The 18,682-nt window shown below is 74.8% G+C and carries 13 protein-coding genes; 6 read left to right on the top strand and 7 right to left on the bottom strand.

Annotated elements, in window-relative coordinates; all coding sequences use genetic code 11:
* Positions 1-179: 179 nt before the first annotated feature.
* From ACIQ8B_RS20390 to ACIQ8B_RS20370, 5 genes are all read right to left on the bottom strand, one after another.
* Complete coding sequence (locus tag ACIQ8B_RS20390) at positions 180-2,498, bottom strand: lantibiotic dehydratase (protein ID WP_403548515.1); 2,319 nt, start codon at positions 2,496-2,498, stop codon at positions 180-182.
* Between the two features lie 258 nt (positions 2,499-2,756).
* Positions 2,757-3,014 carry an acyl carrier protein gene (locus ACIQ8B_RS20385; protein WP_106416000.1) on the bottom strand — a complete coding sequence of 86 codons (258 nt, stop codon included), beginning with the start codon at positions 3,012-3,014 and terminating at the stop codon, positions 2,757-2,759.
* The gene (locus ACIQ8B_RS20380) at positions 3,011-4,108 is read right to left on the bottom strand and encodes a threonine/serine dehydratase (protein WP_403548513.1); all 1,098 of its coding nucleotides are present in this window, start codon (positions 4,106-4,108) and stop codon (positions 3,011-3,013) included. Before ACIQ8B_RS20380 ends, ACIQ8B_RS20385 begins: the two co-directional genes overlap by 4 nt.
* Positions 4,105-5,634, bottom strand: a complete 1,530-nt coding sequence (locus ACIQ8B_RS20375; RefSeq protein WP_403548511.1) for an amino acid adenylation domain-containing protein — start codon at positions 5,632-5,634, stop codon at positions 4,105-4,107. The genes ACIQ8B_RS20380 and ACIQ8B_RS20375 overlap by 4 nt, the downstream gene beginning before the upstream one ends.
* On the bottom strand, positions 5,634-7,955 hold the full coding sequence (locus ACIQ8B_RS20370; protein ID WP_403548509.1) for a lantibiotic dehydratase: 2,322 nt from the start codon (positions 7,953-7,955) through the stop codon (positions 5,634-5,636). Before ACIQ8B_RS20370 ends, ACIQ8B_RS20375 begins: the two co-directional genes overlap by 1 nt.
* Positions 7,956-8,212: 257 nt before the next feature.
* On the opposite strand from ACIQ8B_RS20370, the gene ACIQ8B_RS20365 reads away from it, so the two are divergent.
* From ACIQ8B_RS20365 to ACIQ8B_RS20355, 3 genes are all read left to right on the top strand, one after another.
* A complete protein-coding gene (locus ACIQ8B_RS20365; RefSeq protein WP_403548507.1) occupies positions 8,213-8,464 on the top strand; it encodes an MbtH family protein in 252 nt (83 codons plus the stop codon).
* Positions 8,465-8,534: 70 nt separating this feature from the next.
* Positions 8,535-9,299, top strand: coding sequence for a 4'-phosphopantetheinyl transferase superfamily protein (locus ACIQ8B_RS20360; RefSeq protein ID WP_290010349.1), 765 nt, complete (start codon positions 8,535-8,537; stop codon positions 9,297-9,299).
* A 176-nt stretch (positions 9,300-9,475) separates the two neighbouring features.
* The gene (locus tag ACIQ8B_RS20355; protein WP_024888418.1) at positions 9,476-10,210 is read left to right on the top strand and encodes a peptidase E; all 735 of its coding nucleotides are present in this window, start codon (positions 9,476-9,478) and stop codon (positions 10,208-10,210) included.
* A gap of 157 nt (positions 10,211-10,367) precedes the next feature.
* On the opposite strand, the gene ACIQ8B_RS20350 is transcribed toward ACIQ8B_RS20355, so the two are convergent.
* Together ACIQ8B_RS20350 and ACIQ8B_RS20345 are read right to left on the bottom strand one after the other, a co-directional pair.
* Positions 10,368-11,012: a LuxR C-terminal-related transcriptional regulator gene (locus tag ACIQ8B_RS20350; RefSeq protein WP_403548504.1), complete on the bottom strand. Its 645-nt coding sequence runs from the start codon at positions 11,010-11,012 to the stop codon at positions 10,368-10,370.
* On the bottom strand, positions 11,009-11,623 hold the full coding sequence (locus ACIQ8B_RS20345; RefSeq protein WP_290010342.1) for a LuxR C-terminal-related transcriptional regulator: 615 nt from the start codon (positions 11,621-11,623) through the stop codon (positions 11,009-11,011). The genes ACIQ8B_RS20350 and ACIQ8B_RS20345 overlap by 4 nt, the downstream gene beginning before the upstream one ends.
* Positions 11,624-12,060: 437 nt before the next feature.
* Here ACIQ8B_RS20345 and ACIQ8B_RS20340 point away from each other — a divergent pair, with 437 nt between their 5' ends.
* The 3 genes from ACIQ8B_RS20340 (at position 12,061) to ACIQ8B_RS20330 (ending at position 18,674) form a co-directional block, all read left to right on the top strand.
* Positions 12,061-15,192, top strand: coding sequence for a type 2 lanthipeptide synthetase LanM family protein (locus tag ACIQ8B_RS20340; RefSeq protein WP_403548502.1), 3,132 nt, complete (start codon positions 12,061-12,063; stop codon positions 15,190-15,192).
* 151 nt (positions 15,193-15,343) lie between these two features.
* Positions 15,344-15,559 (top strand): hypothetical protein, encoded by a 216-nt coding sequence (locus tag ACIQ8B_RS20335; protein ID WP_106415991.1) that lies wholly within the window; start codon positions 15,344-15,346, stop codon positions 15,557-15,559.
* Between the two features lie 199 nt (positions 15,560-15,758).
* Positions 15,759-18,674, top strand: coding sequence for a LuxR family transcriptional regulator (locus ACIQ8B_RS20330; protein WP_290010336.1), 2,916 nt, complete (start codon positions 15,759-15,761; stop codon positions 18,672-18,674).
* Positions 18,675-18,682 lie beyond the last annotated feature (8 nt).

Genomic DNA, 18,682 nt, shown 5'->3' with positions numbered 1-18,682 from the left:
TGTGTTTCGCCGGGGACAGGGAGGGGTCTCGCCGGGCTTCTCGGGGCCGGCGGTGTGAAGCGCGCGTCGTCCGCCGTCGCGCGCCCGGTCGGGAGTGAGGCGCAAGCCGTCGGTGGCCTGTCCGGCGCCGTGGCCGCCGCTGCTGGAGATGCGGTCGGTCATCAAGACCCCCTTCCGCCTCACTCCCCCTTCCGCCTCACTCCCCCTTCCGCCTCGCTGCCCTGCGTGTCGAACGCGACGAACCTCAACTCCGATGTGTAGCGGTGGCCCTCGTCGTCCGTGAGCCAGGTCTGTTCCGGGGTCGGGAGCATTTCCGTGAACGTCGCCGTGGCGGAGGGGTCCTTGCGGGCGAGCCGGCGCAGGGCCTTGGCCAGGATGGTGACGTAGATCGGGCTGTCGAAGTCGACGTAGAACGGGCGGGACTCGGTCGGGGAGACGACGAACACGAAGCGGGGCAGGCCGAGGCGGCGCTGCCAGTGGCGGGCCCGCACGAAGCGCCGGGCCTCGTCCTTGTCGTCGGCGAACGTGGCCTGTGCGGCGGGCAGTTGCCAGGCCTCGCGGGCGATGACCAGGCGGTCGAGCGTGACCCGGGGTGTGTGGGCGGCCGGCCGCAGCGGCTGGAACAGGTCCATCGACAGCGTGGTCAGGACGTGGGAGAAGACGTCGATCGCGGGGAAGAGCGCGCCGTCGGGCAGCCGGACCACCAGGGCACCGTCTTGTTGCTCGACCAGCGCGTCGGCGCTGCGGACGGCGCGGGGGCGGGCCGGGTCGGCCGTGAAGTCGGTGAGGGCGACCTGGTAGTCCTCCGGGCGGACCAGCGTGTGCCGGACGCGGGCGGAGAGCCGGGCCCGGTGCTCCTTGGCAATCAGCGGCATCAGCCGGGGACCGGGGTGGTCCTGGTCGGTCAGGGCGAACAGCTCGCCGGGGTTCGGGTGTTGATGGGTGAAGAGCGAGGCGCCCACGGTGTTGGCGGCCAGGTGCAGCTCACCGAGGACCAGGGTCACGTCACCCCGCGCGGCGGCCTCGGGGCCGTCGGCGGCCATCATGATGTCCGGGCTGAGATAGCGGGCCGCCGTCCAGCCCTGGCCGCCCTCGAACTCCCGCCGCACGGACTCCTCGATGTCGGCGGCCCGCCGGGTGACCCTGCGTGCGTCTTGCGGGATCTCGAGGATCCGCTGCCAGCGCTCGGCGAACTCTTGCTGCACCTCGCTCGCCGCCGCAGGGGCGGTGCCGTGCAGCACGGGCAGGCACGCGAACCAGAAGGAGGCCAGGTCGACCGGGTCGCCGCCGGCGGCAAGGCGGCGGTGCACCGTGCGTATCTCGCTCTCCACGACCGCGGCCAGCCGGGCGGTGAGCCAGCTCGCGCTGTCCATCAGCAGGCGCAGCGGGGACAGTGCCTCCACGACGGCCGGGCCGAGGCGCGCCGTGGCCGAGCGCCGGGCGTCGCTGTAGACGAGGGCGCGGCAGGGGGCGGTGGAGGCCGACTTCTCGCGTGTCGCGGCCGTGTCGGTGAGTGTGGTGAAGTCGCGCTCGAGGTCCTGGAGTGCGGTGAGGAGGGTGCTCTCGTCGGTGGCCGCCGCCACTTTCGCCCTGCCCCGTTCCAGGAGGTCGAGGGCGCCCAGGCCGCGTCGTCTGAGGTTCGGGTCGCCGACGGTCGACAGCCAGTCGCGCAGGGCGCGTTCGGGGTGGGTGCCGGCCGGGACCTCCAGTCGCCAGGTCACCCAGCGGCGGGCCACCAGGTCGTGCAGCGTCCGGGTCACGTCGGTGCCGGGGAGGTCGGCGGTGATGTCGCGGGCTGGACGCACGCCGTCGCAGCGGGCGAGAACCGCTGCCTCGGAGTCGGACAGCGTGGTCGGGCGGCGGCCGGGCACGCGTGCCTGGTTGTCGTTCAGCACGACGAACGGGACCGGTCTCGGGGCGATCCACTCGCGCAGCGCCGGGTCCGCGTCCAGCATCCTGGCCACCGCGTCGATGCCCCAACTCGCCCAGTAGACAGTGGAGTCGGCGATCAGGCCGGTACCGGGGTCGACGTGTGCGCCGGATGCCGCGGGGTCCCAGCGGCCCCAGCCGACGGGGCCGAAGAAGCCGATGGTGTCGTTCTTCACGCACAACCGCTGCCAGTAGTGCGCGACCAGTTCCTCGCGCTGGCGGGGCATGCTGCTGCGCTTGTCGGTGTCGGGGTTGAAGCGCAGGAACGGCGCGATGCCGGAGTCGAGCAGCGGGCGGTTCTGCCAGGCCAGGGCCTGACGGAACGCCGGGGTGCGGGCGATGTCCTGCAGCACGTGCGCGGTCTTCACAGCGGCGGTGCCCAGTTCGGCGGCGAAGGCTTCCCATTCGGGGCCGGACAACGGCGTGTCCGGGAGGAACATGTCAGCGGCCTCGGCCAGACCGGGCGGGGCGAGACGCAGCACGCCGTCGGCCGGGAAACCCGGCCCGCGCAGCGCGAACTGGTTCCACAGGCGCCACCTGCCGAGGTACGGCACGAGGTCTTCGGACATGACGGCACTCCTTTGACGCGTGTACGGGACGAGGCAGGGGTGTGGTCGTGGGTGGCTGCGCCGCATCGTGACGCTACGGCTTCAAAAGGGAGGCGTGTGTGGTGGGGGTGGGAGCTGTCGGTCGGTGCCTGTGGCCGCCCGGGGCCGCCCGACAGGCACAGGTGCCTGCGCCTGTCGGGCGACCCCTGGGCGGCATGCGGTGCCTGCGCCTGTCGGGCGGCCCCTGGGCGGCACAGGCGCCCGCGCCTGGCCCTTCCCTCAGCCGCGGCCGAAGTCCGCGTCGACGACCTCGGCGAGGTCACGCGGGGTCGGGTAGGCGAAGACCAGGGAGACCGGGATGTCGTCGCAGCCCAGCGTCTGCTGGAGGCGGCCGGTGACCTGAAAGGCCGCCAGGGAGTCACCGCCGGCCTCGTAGAAGTCGGTGTCCGCGGTGAGGCCGGGGTGGCCGAGGACGTCGCGGAAGATGTCGACGAGCAGGTCGAGGGTGCTGACGGCGGTGGCGGAGTTCCCGGTCATGGCATGTCCTTTCGAATGGTTGCGGTTTCGGTTGTGGTCGTGGTTGTGGTGAGGGTGTGGAGCCGGGCGGTGGTGTTGCCGCCGGAGACGACGGCCACCGCGGCTTCGCGGCGCCGGGCGGCCCGCAGCGCTCCGGCGACGGCGACGGCGCCACTGGGTTCGGCGTCGACACCATGGCTGTGCAGCAGAGCCGCCGCGGCGAGGATCTCGGCCTCGCCGACGGCGACGAGGTCGTCGACCCGGTCACGGATGACCGGGTAGGTGAAGCGGCCGGGCCGCTGCCCGCGCAGGCCGTCGGCGACGGTCCGGGCCGGCGGCAGCAGGACCGGGTGCCCGGCGGCCAGGGAGCGGGTGTAGCGCGGTGTGAGCGCGGGCTCGACACCGACGACACGGACGGGATGTCCGGCGGCGGCGAGGCAGACACCGGCCAGGAGACCGCCGCCGCCCACAGGGACGTAGACCGTATCGATGTCGGGGGCGTCGGTGAGGACTTCGGTGCCGACCGTGCCCTGGCCCGCGATCACCAGGGGGTGGTCGGAGGAAGGGACGAAAGCGGCGCCGGTCGTCTCGGCGATCGCCCGGGCCCGTTCCTCACGGTCGGCCACCCCCCCGCCGGCCTGGACGACCCGTGCACCCAGGGCGCGGATGGCGGCGGCCTTGGCGGGGGCCGCGCCGGCGGCCAGGACGACGGTCAGTTCCAGACCGAGGGTGCGGGCGATACGGGCAAGAGCGATGCCGTGGTTGCCGGAGGAACCGGTGACGACGCGGTCGGCACCGAGAGCCAGGACGGCGTTGGCGGCACCACGTGCTTTGAAAGAGCCGCCCCTCTGGAGATGTTCGGCCTTCAGAAGCAGGCCTGGACCGCAGACGGAGGTCGTCGGGCCGGGCAGCAGGGGCGTGCGCACGGTGTACGGGGCGATGCGGGCCGCGGCGACAGCGAGATCGGCGGGCCCGTGCACGCGGAACGCGGAGGGCGGGACGGCCGCCGGCGCGGCCGGACGACCCGCCGTGGCCGGACGACCCGCAGCTGGACGAACCGTCGTGGCCGGACGGCCCGCCGTGGCCGGACGGCCGCTCATGGTCGGTGCGCTCATACCATGCCCCCTGCGACCAGGCGTCCGCGGTCCGCCTTGCCCCCACGGGTGGTGGGCAGAACCGTGTGACGCAGGAAACGGCGCGGCATCAGGTGCGGAGGCAAGGTACGGGCCAGATGGCCGCGCAGAGCGGCGTCCGGCGTCGCATGGTCACCGGTCACGTGGGCAGCCAGGTACACGCGGCCCCGCTCGTCGGTGTGCGGGACGACGACGGCCGCGCTCACGGCGGGGTGCGTGAGCAGCGCACCCTCCACCTCGGCAGGATCCACACGATAGCCGCGGATCTTGATCTGGCGGTCACCCCGGCCTTCGTAGCGCAGCCCCTGCGGCGTCCACCGGCCCAGGTCACCGGTGCGGTACATGCGGGAGCCGGGCGGACCGTAGGGGTCGGGGAGGAACACGGCCGCCGTACGGGCCGGGAGCCCGCCGTACCCGCGGGCCAGCCCCGTACCGCCGATGTAGACCTCGCCCACGGTTCCCTCGGGGACAGGGGTCAGGTCGGGGCCGAGGACGCGGACGGTGGCGCCGGTCCGGGGCAGGCCGACCACGTCGTGGGCCGGGTCGGGGGCCGCCGGGACGTCGTGGCGGGTGGTCGTCATGGTGCACTCGGTCGGCCCGTACTGGTTGACCAGCCGGCCCCCGACCAGGGACCGGCCGCCCGCGGTGAGGAACGGCCGCAGGGACTCACCGCTGGACACGACCAAGGTGACACCGGCCAGCGGATCAAACACGTCACGCTGCCCGGCCAGGTGGGTGAGGAAGGAAGGGGTGACACTGAGCAGAGCAGTGACACCATGATCACGTACCGTGCGGGCGAAATCGGCGGGGCGGAGCAGCCGGGCGCGCTCCACGAGGACGACGCGGGCGCCGGCCAGCAGGGGTGCGAAGGTGTCACGGATCGAGGCGTCGTAGCCGAGCGGGGCGGTTTGCAGGACGACGGTGTCCCGGCCGAGCTCGAAGGCGCGGGCGGTGTCACGGAGGTAGGTGTCCAGGGCCTGGTACTCGACGAACACAGGACTCGGCTCGCCGGTACTGCCGGAGGTGTGACTGACATAGGCCAGGGCGCGAGGGTCGACGGCCACGGACGCGGAGGTGCCGGCGACCGCCGGGCGCCACACACCCGCGACCGGCACGTCCGAGGCATCGAGGCCCGGCGCATCCAACTCGACCACGGGCCCGCCGAATTCGAGGGCGGCCGCGTGGGCCCTCGTGGTCAGCAGAAGGCGGGCGCCGGCACTGCGCACGAAGGAGGCCAGCCGGTCCCGGGGCTGGGTGACGTCCAGCGTGAGGAAGGCGGCCCCGCAGCGCAACACGGCCACCACGGCCGCGACGGCGTCCGCGCCGTGTTCCACAGCGACGGCACAGACGGTCTCCGGGCCTGCCCCGTGGGCGCGCAGCAGCCGCGTCACCTGCCGCGTCCGCCGGTCGAGCTGCCCGTAGGTGACGGGCCCGTCCGGGGTGTCCAGCGCGATCCGCTCCGGATGCCGCGCGGCGTGTTCGGCAAGGTCGTCGGCGAGGGTCCGCATCACCGGCCCCCCTCGGTGGTGACGGTCCGGTCGACAGCGACGAAGCGGAGTTCGGAGGTGTAGCGCCGGCCGTCGGTGTCGGTGAGCCAGGCCTGTTCGGGGGTGGGGAGCATCTCGCTGACCTTCAGCCGGGCGTCCGGGTCGGTACGGGCGAGGCGGCGGGCGGCCTTGGCGAGGATGGTGGTGTAGACAGGGCTGTCGAAATCGACGTAGAACGGGCGGGGTTCGGACGGGGACACGACGAACACGAAGCGTGGAAGGTCGTGGCGGCGCTGCCAGTGACGGGCGCGGACGAAACGCACGGCCTCGGACTTCTCGTCGGCGAAATCGACCCCCGCGACAGGCAGTTGCCAGGTTTCACGGGCCAGGATCATGCGGTCGACGCTGATACGGGGGGTGTGCTCGCCCTCCGGGCGCAGGGTGAAACGGTCCATCACACGCTGGGTGAGAGTGTTGGCGTAGGCGTCGAGGAGGTCGTAGCGGGAACCGTCGGGAAGCAGAACCGTCAGCCTCCCGCCGACATCCTCCACCCGGACATCGGCGCCCAGCACGGTACGAGGACGGTACGGATCTCCGGTCTGGTCCACCAGCGCCACGTAGTGGTCCTGGTCGCGGTCGAGGGAGGGGCGGCTACGGGTGGACCACTTCAGCGGCAGTTCCTTCGCCAGCATCGGCAGCAACCGGGGCCCGGGGAAGTCGCGGCTGGTCTCGGCGATCAGCTCGTCGCGGTCGGGGTGCTGGTGGACGAAGAGGGAGGCGCCCATGGTGTTGAGGGCGCTGTGCATCTCGCCCAGGACCAGTTCCACGTCCCCGCGGGCCAGCGCCGCCTCGTCCTCGGCGACGACGAGGACGTCGGGGCTGAAGTAGCGGGCGAGCGACCAGCCGTCGCCGGGCTCCTCGAACTCCTCGCGGACGCGGGCGGCGAGTTCGGCGGTGGTCAGCCGGACACGGCGGGCGCCGGGCGGGATGTCCAGCAACCGGGCCCATTTGGCGCGCAGTTCGCCCTGGACGGCGTCGATGAGGACGCCGGCCTCGGGGTGCGGGGAGGGCAGGGTGTGCAGCCACAGAGCAGCGAGGTCGACGGGGCCGTCGACGGCGAGCCGGTCGTACACGGCGCGCAGCCGGGCACGGATGCCGTCGGCGAAGCGGTTGGTCATCCAGCGGGCGGCGGTCAGGCACAGCTGGAGGGGTTCCAGGTGGGCGAGCAGGCCGGGCCCGGCGGTGGCGGTGGCGGCGCGGCGGGTGTCGGAGTAGACCAGTCCGCGGCAGGGGGCGGTCCGGGCGCCCTTGGCACGCTGGGCCTCGGCGTCGGTGAGGGTGGCGAAGCCGGCTTCCAGAGCGCCGATGGCGGTGGTCAGCGCCTCGACGTCGTCCCCCGCGTCAGCGACGGCGTCGCGGCCGCGCTCCAGGACGGCGAGCTTGGCGAGGGCGCGGTCGCGGGCCTCCTCGTCGGGGACCCGTTCCACGATGGCGCGCAGGGCGCGGTCGGGGTGGGTGGCCGCGGGCACCTCCAGGCGCCAGTGGACCCAGCGCCGGCGGACCAAGTCCCGGACGAGGGCCTCGGTTTCGTCCTCGGTGAGGTCGCGGGCGGCGGCGATCTCCGGCACCGGGCGGGTTCCGTCGCAGAGCTCCAGGACGGCCGCCTCGCGTTCCGTCACCTGCTGCGCGGGCCGTCCGGGCACGCGCACGGTGGTGCCGTCGGTGCGGACGAGGGAGACGCGGCGCGGCGGGATCCAGCGCATCAGCGCGGGGTCCTCGGCGAGCACCTTGGCCAGTGCGTCGATCGCCCAGCCGGAGAAGTACACGGCGCTCGCGGCGAGGAAGGTGTCTCCGGCGCGGGTGGCGACGGCGTCCGTCGCGGCAAGGTCCCAGCGGCCCCAGCCGACGGGGCCGAAGAAGCCGATGGTGTCGTTCTTCACGCAGAACCGCTGCCAGTAGTGCGCAACGAGTTCCTCGCGCTGGCGGGGCATGCTGCTGCGCTTGTCGGTGTCGGGGTTCCAGCGCAGGAACGGCGCGATGCCGGTGCGCAGCACGGCCGGGTTCTGCCAGGCGAGGGCGGCCTGGAAGCGGGGCCGGGCGGCGACCTCCTGGAGGTGGCGGGCGGTGTCCACGGCGGCGGCGGCCAGCTCCTCGGTGAAGCCGTCCCACTCGGGGCCGGTGAGCGGGGCGCCGGGTCCGAACTTGTCGGCCGCCTCGGCCAGTCCGGGAGGGGCGAGGCGCAGCACGCCGTCGGCCGGGAAGCCCGGACCGCGCAGCGCGAACTGTTCCCACAGCCGCCAGCCTCCGCCCGGCAGCAGGACAGGTGCGTGCTCGTCCGACATCGCGTGCTCCTTCCGGAAAGGGGGTGCTGGGAGGCGACCGGCCTCGGGACGGACGGTGGTCCGCCCCGGGTTCGCCGGGTTCTCCGGCCTGACAGCACGGTCCCGCGCGGCGGGGGCGGGCCGACAGAGAAGATCCGGCAGCAACAGGTGCCGTGGGGTCGGCGTGTTCGTCCCTGACCTCGGTGTGCGGGCCCGGTGCACGCTGTCGGCGGCGGCCGTGACCTGCGGCCGGCCCCATCACCCGCGGGAGGTTCACCGTGACGCAACCCGACTTCGCGAACGGCGCGGACGCCGAGGAGGTCCGTCCGGACACCGACGAGGAGTACCTCGTGGTGCGCAACGACGAGGAGCAGTACTCGATCTGGCGGGCGGACCGTGAGCTGCCCGCGGGCTGGTACCCGGAGGGGATGCGCGGCGGCCGGCAGGCGTGCCTGGACCACATCGGCGTGATCTGGACGGACATGCGTCCGCTGAGCCTGCGCCGGCGGCTGGCCGGGGCAGATGCCTGAGGGGCTCCCGGGCAGGATCCCGGGGCCCTCGGCCCACGACCCGCCACCAGGGGCCTCGACGCCGGGCGCCGTGCCGCCGGGGGCCTCGCTGTCCGGGTCCGGCGCGCCGCTGGTGCTGCCGCAGCGGCTGTGCCCGGCGGTGCTGGACCTGTCGGGACTGCGGGACGGACCCCCCGCGCGGGGCCCGCGGGCCCTGCGGGCCCCGGTGGAGCTGTACCTGGCCCGGGTCGCGGAGCAGGACGCGCAGACCCTGCGGCACGCCCGTGAGGTCCTCGACGCGGAGGAGCGGGCCCGTGCCCGCGCCTTCCGGCACGGCCGGGACCGCGACGCCTACGTGGTCGCCCACGCGGCGCTGCGGAACGTGCTGAGCGTCGTGACGGGGGTGCGGGCCGACGCGCTGGCGCTGACCCGTGAGCCCTGCGCGGGCTGCGGCGGGCCGCACGGGCGGCCGGTGCTGTCCGCGTCGGGGGTGCACTTCTCCCTGTCGCACAGCGGGGGGCTGGTGCTGGTGGCGCTCGCGCCGGCGCCGGTCGGGGTCGACGTGGAGGAGCTGGCCACCGTCAAGGTCATGCTCAGCGCGCAGTCGGCGCTGCACCGGGCGGAGGCGGACGAGCTGGCGCGACTGCCCGCCTACGGCAGGCCGGCCGCGTTCACCCGTGCCTGGGTGCGCAAGGAGGCCTACCTCAAGGGTCTGGGCACGGGTCTGGTGCGCAACCCCGCGCTCGACTACCTGGGCACGGGTCCGGCGCCCGCGGACCCGGCGCCGGGCTGGGCGGTGCGCGATGTGCTGGTGCCCTCCGGCTATGCGGCCGCGGTGGGACTGCGTACGTGCTGACCGCGCACGGCAGCGCGGCGGGGGAACGGGCGACTACGTCCCCCGCCGCGCTGTTGGCGTTTCGTCGGGGCCGTGCGCAAGCGCCTGGCAGTTGGGCGCCGAGAGGTCCGACCCGCGCGCCGCCTTCACGCATCACGCACGCTTTCCACCGTGGCGACCGGTATACGATCACGCCCGTGACAGCGCCCGAACCCACCATCGTCGCCACCTCAGGCGGCTTCCGCCCCGGCCGGCGTACGCGGGTGCTCTTCGACGCCCTGGTGCACCACGCGGTCGACCTCTCCGGCGTGCACGGCCGACGGCCGCGCGTCCTCCACGTGGGGACGGCGGCGGGCGACGCCGAGATGGTCGCGGCACGGGTCTCCGAGGCGGCCCGGGTGGCGGGCTACGACCTCACTCCGCTCCAGCTGTTCCCCATGCCCAACGTCGAGGACGTCGAGGCCACGGTGCTCGACCACGACGTGGTGTGGGTGGGGGGCGGTTCGGTGGCCAACCTGCTCGCCGTGTGGCGGGTCCACGGCCTGGACGCGATCATGCGGCGCGCCTGGCGGTCCGGGGTGGTGCTCGCCGGGGTGAGCGCCGGCTCCATCTGCTGGTACCAGGGCGGCACCACCGACTCCTTCGGCCCCGACCTGCGCGCCGTCACCGACGGACTCGCGCTGCTCCCCTACGGCAACGGCGTGCACTACGACTCCGACGAGGGCCGCCGCCCGCTGCTCCACCGGCTGGTCGCCGACGGCACGTTCACCGAGGCCCACTGCACCGACGACGGGGTGGGCCTGGTCTACCGCGGCACCCGACTCGTCGAGGCCGTGGCGGAGTTGCCGCGTAAGGCGGCGTATGTGGTGCGGCGGGAGGACGGCCGGGCCGTGGAGGAGCGGATCGAGCCGCGTTTGCTTCCGTCGGCGTGACCCCGGCCCTGTACCGGCCGCCGCCGCTCGCACGACCGCGCGGGGCGACGGGTGGCCGGCCCCCGGCGCCCCCGCACCGAGTCCGCGCGTTCCCGTGCCCCGCGTCGTGAGCGCCCCCGCCCCCGATGGGGGATCGGAGACCGGGATCAGGCCGGGATCAGACCAGGCCCTGGCGTACCGCGTGGGCGACCGCGTGGGCGCGGTTGCGGGCCTGGAGCCGGGTCATCAGCTCGTAGATGACGTTCTTGACGGTGTGCTCGGAACAGCCGAGGAGCAGCGCGATGTCCGCGTTGCCGTGGCCCTCGGCCATGAGCCGCAGGACGGACGTCTGCCGTGCGGTCAGGGCCGGCAGTCTCCGGCGCGTCGGACCGTCCGCACGGCCTCGGGTGCTCAGCGCTCCGGACAACTCCGGGTAGGGGATGCTCGGATGGGGGTACGCGGCCCGGTGGACGGCCCTGAGCAGGTTCTCCTCGGACAGTTCGGCTGCGTCGATGACGACCGCTCCGGCGCGCAGGATCCGTCGCCGGTCCTCGGGGGCGACGCTGTCGCAGACGAACAGGACGGGCCCGTGCGGGCGCGGCGCGCGCAACGCCTGGTCCGCGTCGGCGGCGACGATCACGGTGACCGTGGCGCAGGGGGCCGGCTCGTCGGCGGCGGACCGGAGTCCGGCGCGTTCGGCGAGCGCGCGGACCCGTTCCGCGCGCGGCGCCGGCACCACCCGCACCACGACGGCGGGGGTGGTCGTGACCGTGGCGCCGGAGGACGTCGCGGTGACGGGCGACGCCGTCAGGGTGGCGGTCACAGCAGGCCCGCCCGGAGCGCGTAGGCGACCGCGTGGGCGCGGTTGCGCAGCCGGAAGCGCTGGGTGATGTCGTGCACGACGGTGGTGACGGTGCGGGGCGAGTAGGCGAGCCGCTGGGCGATCTCCGCCGTCTCGTGGCCGTCCGCCACCAGGCGCAGCACCGACCGTTCCCGCTCGGACAGCATGCCCTCGCTCCAGCCGCCGCCGGAGCCGCGCACGGGAGCTTCCGGTTGGTCCAGCAGTTCCTCCAGCAGGCCGGGTGGCAGGGTGCAGTCGTCGCGCGCGGCCGCCAGCACCGCGTGGGTGAGGCGGGAGGCGTCGGCCTCGCGGCGCAGCAACAGGCCCCGGGCGCCGGCGGCAAGGGCATGCAGGACGTCTCCGGAGGCGAGGGCGCCCGCGACCAGGACGACGGCGGGGCGGTGGGGCTGGGTGCGGGTGGTGCGCACCATGTCCAGCTCGGCGGGGCCGAGGCGGTCGACGGTGAGGACGGTGACCCGCGCGTCGGCGGGTTCGCACACGGTCAGTTCGGGCCGGACGAGCAGGGTCGCGCGGATGCCTGCCTCCAGCACCGGGTCGAGTGCGACCACACTGACAGGTACGGGTGCTCCCATCTGCTGCTCCTTGGAAGTTCGTGCGCCCCTTCGACTGAGCGGGCGGTCTGGCGTGGGGACTTGGGAACACCGTGCCGTCCCCGTGACCGCCGGGGCATCGGTAGACGGACCCCACATTTGCGCGCCGGGTGCGCCCGGGTCGTGGGGGCGGGGCGGGCGGCCGGGCGGAGGCGACGGCCCAGTGGGGCCCAGCGGCGGCGCCGACCGGCCCTCTGGGGCGGGCATGGGGGACGCGCACCCGTCCGGGTGCCCGTCTCCTGCCCGCACGGCCCGTCGCGCCCGCGGGCCGCGCGTCACGCGCGCCCGTAGGGGGATGCCCTCCCGTCCGCGGTTTCCTCGCGCCGTCCCCCGTACCCCCGCCCGTGGGGAGGGGGCCGGGGAGAATATGGGGGACGGTTACCCATGTGGGGGCGCGGGAGGTCTGGGACCTTTTTCTCGTGACCGACACCGCCAACCTCCCGACCTCCCGGAGCACCGGACTCCCCGCCGCCTGGTGGGCCCCGGCGCTGACCCTCACAGAGCGGCTCGCCGTCCCCGGGCTCCCCGGGCCGGCCGCCGCGGCCGGCGCCGCCGGGCCGCTGCCCTGGGCGGTCGGCGACGCGGAGGGCTTCGCCCTCCGGCTGGACCGGCTGGGTGTGGACGGTGCCACGGCGGCGGCCCTGGCTGCCGAGCCCGCGGAGCGTCTGGCGGAGCGGGCGGTCGAGCCCGACTGGGCGTCGTACGCGGAGGAGGTGCTGGCCGCGGCGCCCGAAGGGCTGCCGGAGGCCGGGGTCGGCGGCGAGGGTCCCGACGTGTTCGCGCCGGTCGTGCGCCCCCTGGTCGCCGTGGCCGCCGCCCGCCTCGCGGACCGGACGGCCGGCGTCCCGGACGCCGAGGCCACCGTGTGGCGGGACGCGTTCACCCGCCGTCTGACCCACCAGCTGGTCCGGCTCGCCGCCCGCACGCTGGCCCAGGAGCTGCACCGGGCCCGGCGCTCCGGGTGCCTGGCGGGCGCCGGCCCGCGCGAGCGGTTCGCCTCCTTCGTCGCGGCGGCCGGCACCCGGCGCGGGCTGTCGGACCTGTTCACCGCCTACCCGGTCCTGGCGCGGATGCTGAGCCGGACCGCGCTGGACGCGACGGAGGCCGTGGCCGAACTCGTCGCCCGCTTCCGGTCCGACCGCGCGGACGTGGTCGCCGCTCTCCTCGACGGCCGGACGCCGGGCCGGCTGGTCCGCGTCGACCTCGGCCGCGGCGACGCCCACCAGGGGAACCGGTCGGTGGCGATCCTGCACTTCGCGGACGGCCGCCGCCTCGTCCACAAGCCCCGTCCGCTCGACCAGCACGCCCTCCTCGACGACCTGGTCTCCTGGCTCAACGCGAAGGTCCCCGGTCTGGGACTGCGCACCCCGCGCACGCTGCGCCGGAAGTCCCACGGCTGGCTGGAGTTCGTCGAGCACCGCTGGTGCTCCTCGGTGACGGAGACCGACGCCTTCTACCGCCGCCAAGGCGCCCTGCTGGCTCTGCTGTACGCGGTGGACGGCGCCGACATGCACTATGAGAACGTCATCGCGTACGGTGACCAGCCGGTCCTGGTGGACGCCGAGACGCTGCTGCACACCGGTCTCGGCCAGGCGCTCACGGCGGGCGCCGACCCGGCGGCGGACGCGCTGGCCGCCTCCGTCCACCGCACCTGCCTGCTCCCGCATCTGCTCATCGGGGAGCACGGCGCGCTGGACATCTCCGCGCTCGGCCGGGACACCGACGGCACCTTCCCCAGCGAAGGGCTGCGCTGGGAGGACAGCGGACTGGACACGATGCGGGCGGTGCGCGGGCCGCTGGCCAGCCCCGCCGCCCAGAACCACCCGTTGCCGCACGGCGCTTCTCTCTCCGTCACGGACCACACGGCGGCCCTGCTGGAGGGGTTCCGCGCCGCCTACGCGGCGATCGTCGCCCACCGCGGCGAACTGGTCGGTGAGGACGGCCCGTTGACCCGCTGGGGTGACCGTCCGGCCCGGCTCATCGTCCGCGCGACCCGGCTGTACGCCACCCTGCTCGAGGAGTCCACCCACCCCGCGCTGCTGGGCAACGCCCTGGCCCGGGAGGGGGTGTTCGCGGTGCTGTGGTCGGAGTCCGCGCAGGACCCGGCGCGCGAGCGGCTCACCGAGCACGAGACGGCGGCGCTGTGGCGCGGTGACGTCCCCTTCTTCACCCACCGGCCCACCGGCACGGCGGTGATCGCCGACGACGGTTCCTGCGTGCCCGACATCCTGCCGGTGGCCGCCGTGACCGCGGTGCGCGAGAAGATCGGCCGCATGGACGAGGTCGACTGCCTCGACCAGGAGTGGGTCATCTCGGCCACCCTCGCGGTGCGCGGGGCGAGTTCCCCGCTGGTCCGTCCCCGGTCGGAGCTCGCGCCGGCGCCCGTGCCGCCGGTGGCGCCGGACCCGTCCCGGCTGCTGGCCGCCGCCTGCGGGATCGCCGACGAGATCGCGGCCCGCGCGGTCCGCGGCGGCACCCGCACCAACTGGATCGGTCTGGAGCGGGTGTCGGGCGACCACTGGGCCGTCCTGCCGATGGGGGCGGGCCTGGCCCAGGGCTACTGCGGAGTCGCCCTGTTCCTCGCCCACATCGAGGCGCTCACCGGCTCGGGACGCTACGGCGCGGCGGCCCGCGAGGCGGTGCGTCCGCTACCGGCCCTGCTCAAGGCGCTCGCCGAGGACCCCGAGCTGAGCGAGGCCGCCGGCCCCGGCGCCTACGACGGACTCGGCGGGATCGTGTACGCCCTGGTCCGGCTGGCGGGGCTCCTCGACGAGGGACTGGAGGCGTGTCTGCCGGACGCGCTCACCGCCCTGGGGCACGCGGCGGCGGCCTGCGCCGACCCCGGTCTGGCCCAGGGGCGGGCGGGAGCCCTGGCCGCCTCGGTCGCCGCGTACGAGGCCACCGGTGATCCGGCGGCGCTGCGGCTGGCGGACCAGGTCGCGGACCTGCTGCCGCAGGCGCGCAGGGAGGGCCCGGTCACGCCCGCCGTGGTCGGTTCCGATCTCCCGTCGTCCGCCGGTTTCGCCGACGGCGCCGCCGGCATCGCCTGGGCGCTGCGGCGCTACGCGGGCCACCGTCCCGAGCGCGCCGCCCGCGCCGAGCGCTCGGCCGTCGCCCTGCTGGACTCCGGTGCGCACCACGGCGATCCGGCGGACCTGTCCTGGTCGCACGGGCTGGCCGGACGGGCCGTCGCCGGGCTGCCGAACCCGGTTGAACCGCCGGACGACGCGAGCCTGTTCGAAGCCTCCGTGCGGCTCGCGGACGCTCCCATCGGTCCCGACCTCAGCCTCGCGCAGGGCGTCCTCGGCCGGCTGGAGGCCCTGACCGTCCTGGCCGGGCAGGGCGACAGCACGGCCCGTTCGGCGCTGCGACGGCACACCGGTCACGTCCTCGCCCTCGTCGAGGCACAGGGCCACCGCTGCGCCACGCCCGACCACGTCCCCTCCCCCGGTCTGATGACCGGCCTGGCCGGCATCGGCTACGGACTGCTCCGCCTGGCCCACCCCGGGACCGTCCCGTCGGTCCTGCTCCTGCACCACCCGGACCACTGACCCGCCCCGACCACCGGCCCACCCGCACCTTCCGTGCCACTCGCTCCACCCGTCACACCCGCACCACTCGCAACCGCGCTCGTCAGCACCACGGCACCTCCCCGGATCCGAACCCGCGCGCCCACACGGGACACCAGAAGGGACCACCGTCATGGACCAGCACCTCGCCGCCGCCGACTCCGCCGAGTTCACCGCCGTCGAGTCCGCCGGGACCGCGCACACCGAGCGGGACGTCGTGGGCGGCATCACCCTCTCCGGTCGCAACCGCGCCTGCGCCCGCGCCCGTGTGCTGGCCGGCATGGTCCTCACCAGTGGCATCGTCATTACGCTGAGCAGCCTGGACACCTCGGTCTCCGCCCCCAACTGACCCTGCGTCCACCTGCGTTCCACGTGATGGAGCGGGCTCGCCACGGCGGGCCCGCTCCGCCGCGTTGCCGGACGGCCGGCCAGCGGTCGCCGGCCGGCCGTCGCGCGCACCCGCCCGACTCGCTCCGGCACATGTGCGGTTGACCTCGGCCCCGGCGCGACCTGCCCCCGGCCGACTCGGCCGATTATCATCAGCGTTCATGCGTTCCCATACGCCTTCCCTGGTCGGGCGGGACCTCCAACTCACCCAGCTCGAGCGCTCCCTGGCCGACGCCAGGCAGGGCATGGGCAGCGTCGTCTTCCTGGTCGGCGAGGCCGGGGTCGGCAAGTCCCGGCTCGCGGCGGAGGCGGTGGGCCAGGCCGTGGGCTCCGGGATGCGGGTGCTGCGTGGCCGGAGCAGCACCACCGGTCCCGCCGTGCCGTTCCGGCCGCTCACCGAGGCGCTGATGTCGCTGTTCCGCGGTGGCGATCCCATGGACGACCTCGCGCTCGGCCCCTACCGTCCGGTGCTGGGGCGGCTGATCCCGGACTGGGACACCGGGGAACGCGACAGCAGTTCCATGGTCATCCTCGGCGAGGCCGTGCTGCGGCTGCTCATCGCGGCCGGTCGCGGCCAGGGGCTGCTGCTGCTCCTGGAGGACCTGCACGACGCCGACCCCGAGACGCTCGGCGTCCTGGAGTACCTGGTCGACAACCTGGCCTACACGCCCGTGCTCCTGGTGGCGACGGTGCGCACCGACATCAGCGACGCGCTGGACCTCGCGCAGTCGGCCCGCCGTCGCGGGGCCGCCACCGTGGTGGAACTGCCGCCGCTGTCCCGGCCGCAGGTGCACGAGGTGATCGCCGCCCAGCTCGGCGTGGACAGCCCGGGCGACGTCCCCGCCGAGGTCCTCGACCGACTGTGGGAGGACAGTACGGGCAGTCCTTACCTCGTCGAGGAACTGCTCCAGTCCATGATCGGCTCGGGCACCCTGGTGCAGGGTCCCGGTGGCTGGCGTGCCGTCGGCGATCTGCGCCGTGACGTTTCCTCAACGCTGGCGCGCGGCATCCTGCGCCGGATCGACCGGCTCGGCGCACAGGGGCTGACGCTGATGTCGGCCGCCGCGGTCCTGGGCCGTCGTTTCCCGCTCTCGGTGCTCCAGCGTGTCACCGGGGTCGACGACCGGACCCTGCTGGGCCATCTCCACGCCGGTGTCGCCGCCCGCCTGGTGGTCCCCGACGAACCCGCGCCCGACTGGTACTCCTTCCGCCACTCCCTCACGCTGGAGGCCCTGTTCACGCAGATGACGCCGGGACAGCGCGCGGAGCTGGCCCGGCGGGGCGCCCAGGCCGTGGAAGAGCTGCACCCGGCACTGGAGGGCGACTGGTGTGCGCTGGCGGCCGGTCTGCGCTGCGAGGCCGGCGACCGGGTCGAGGCGGGACTGCTCTACGCCGACGCCGGTGGTCGCGCCCTGGCCGCGGGCGCCCTGAACTCGGCGGTGACCCTGCTCAGCCGGGCCGAGTCGCTGCTCGCCGAGGGGGGCGATCCGCAGGCGCGGGCCGCCGCCCTGGAGAACCTTCTCCCCGCGCTCGCCGAGGCCGGTGACTTCGCGCGCGCCTTCGACCTGGTCGACGACCTGCACGCGCTCGGCGGAGAAGGGCTGAGCCCCGTCCGGCTGGCGACGCTGCACGCCCGGCTGGCCAAGGTGGCGCACACGGCGGGGCGGTGGAGCGACGGCAACCGGCAGGTCCTCCGCGCCCGCGAGGTGCTGGCGGGCACCCCCGACGAGGCCACCGCGGCGGCCGTGGACGTCACCGCCGCCTACCTCGCCCTGGACACCCCCGGCCCCGACCGGACCCAGCACGCGGAGAAGCTGGCGCGTTCCGCCGCCGACACGGCCGAGCGCCACGGGCTGCCGGTCGTCGCCTGCCAGGCCTGGGAACTGCTCGCCACGGTCGCGCGCGAGCGGGATCCGCAGGAGTCGGAGGCCATGCTCGGACAGGCGATGTCCGCGGCCGAGCGGCACCGGCTGCCGTTGCAGCGCATGTACGCGGCGACCCGCATGGGCGGGAACGCCTGGCTGGCCGAGGGCGACACCGGCGGGCTGCTGTCGGCCCGTGAGGAGGCGTTGCGGCTGGGCTCGGTGAACATCGTGCACACCGTCGACGGCATCCTCGTCCTGGACGCCGTGCTGCGCGGTCGGGACGACATGGCGCGTTCCGCCGCCGCGGAGTGCCTGGCCGTCGTGCGCCGGCTGCGGCTGGCCCCGGCCGTGCGGTACGTGGTGATGGCGCAGGCCACGCTGGAGGCGCACCGCGGTGACCGGCAGGCCATGGAGGCGACGCTGGCGGCGTTCACCGAGTGGGACGGGGCCGGTTCGCAGGAGGAGCCGCTCACCAGGGGCCTGGCCGGCGCGTTCTGCGCGCTGCTCGAGGAGAACCGGGAGCTGGCCCGCGAGGAGTTGGCGGCGGTGCAGGCCATGGAGGCGGACAACCCCTCCACCTACCATCTCGGCGGCACCCACGGACTGGGGCTCCTGCTGGACGTGCTGGAGGGTGACGCCGGCCGGGCCCGGCACGCGGAGATCACGGCGACGGCGACGGCCCGCATGCGCTGGAACCGGCAGTTCGTCCACCTCGCCGAGGCCGTCCTGCTGGGCCGGGAGGGGGCCGGCGCGGACGCGGCGGCCACCGTGGAGCGGGCGCTGGCGGCGGCGGAGCCGTATCCGGTGGCCCAGCACCTGGGGCTGCGGCTGATCGCGGACGCCGCGCACCAGGACGGCTGGGGGGATCCGGTGGGTTGGCTGCGGCGCGCCGAACACCACTTCCACGAGCGGGACATCGCGGCCGTCACCGGCGCCTGCCGGGCGGGGCTGCGCCGTCTGGGCGCCCCGGTGCACCAGCACCGCAGCGGCACCAGCGGCATTCCCGAGCAGCTGCGCACGCAAGGGGTGACGGTCCGGGAGTTCGACGTGTTCCGGCTGCTGGCGGAGCGGCTCAGCAACAAGGACATCGCGGATCGGCTGTTCATCTCGCCCCGGACGGCGGAGAAGCACATCGCCAGCCTGATCACCAAGACGGGGGCGGCCAACCGCGCGGACCTGTGCGCGCGGTCGGCCGCCCTGCGCTCGGGCTGAACGGGCCG

The sequence above is a fragment of the Streptomyces sp. NPDC096105 genome, assembly GCF_044763335.1.
Classification (GTDB): domain Bacteria; phylum Actinomycetota; class Actinomycetes; order Streptomycetales; family Streptomycetaceae; genus Streptomyces.
Note: the sequence above shows the minus strand (reverse complement) of the source record. Positions and strands in the feature narration are given on the sequence as shown.

Excerpts from the sequence above, each read along its gene's own strand:
- ACIQ8B_RS20335 (WP_106415991.1), top strand. The coding sequence starts at position 15,344 with ATGGACCAGCACCTCGCCGCCGCCGACTCCGCCGAGTTCACCGCCGTC.
- ACIQ8B_RS20390 (WP_403548515.1), bottom strand. The coding sequence starts at position 2,498 with ATGTCCGAAGACCTCGTGCCGTACCTCGGCAGGTGGCGCCTGTGGAAC.
- ACIQ8B_RS20385 (WP_106416000.1), bottom strand. The coding sequence starts at position 3,014 with ATGACCGGGAACTCCGCCACCGCCGTCAGCACCCTCGACCTGCTCGTC.
- ACIQ8B_RS20330 (WP_290010336.1), top strand. The coding sequence starts at position 15,759 with ATGCGTTCCCATACGCCTTCCCTGGTCGGGCGGGACCTCCAACTCACC.
- ACIQ8B_RS20345 (WP_290010342.1), bottom strand. The coding sequence starts at position 11,623 with ATGGGAGCACCCGTACCTGTCAGTGTGGTCGCACTCGACCCGGTGCTG.
- ACIQ8B_RS20380 (WP_403548513.1), bottom strand. The coding sequence starts at position 4,108 with ATGAGCGCACCGACCATGAGCGGCCGTCCGGCCACGGCGGGCCGTCCG.
- ACIQ8B_RS20375 (WP_403548511.1), bottom strand. The coding sequence starts at position 5,634 with ATGCGGACCCTCGCCGACGACCTTGCCGAACACGCCGCGCGGCATCCG.
- ACIQ8B_RS20370 (WP_403548509.1), bottom strand. The coding sequence starts at position 7,955 with ATGTCGGACGAGCACGCACCTGTCCTGCTGCCGGGCGGAGGCTGGCGG.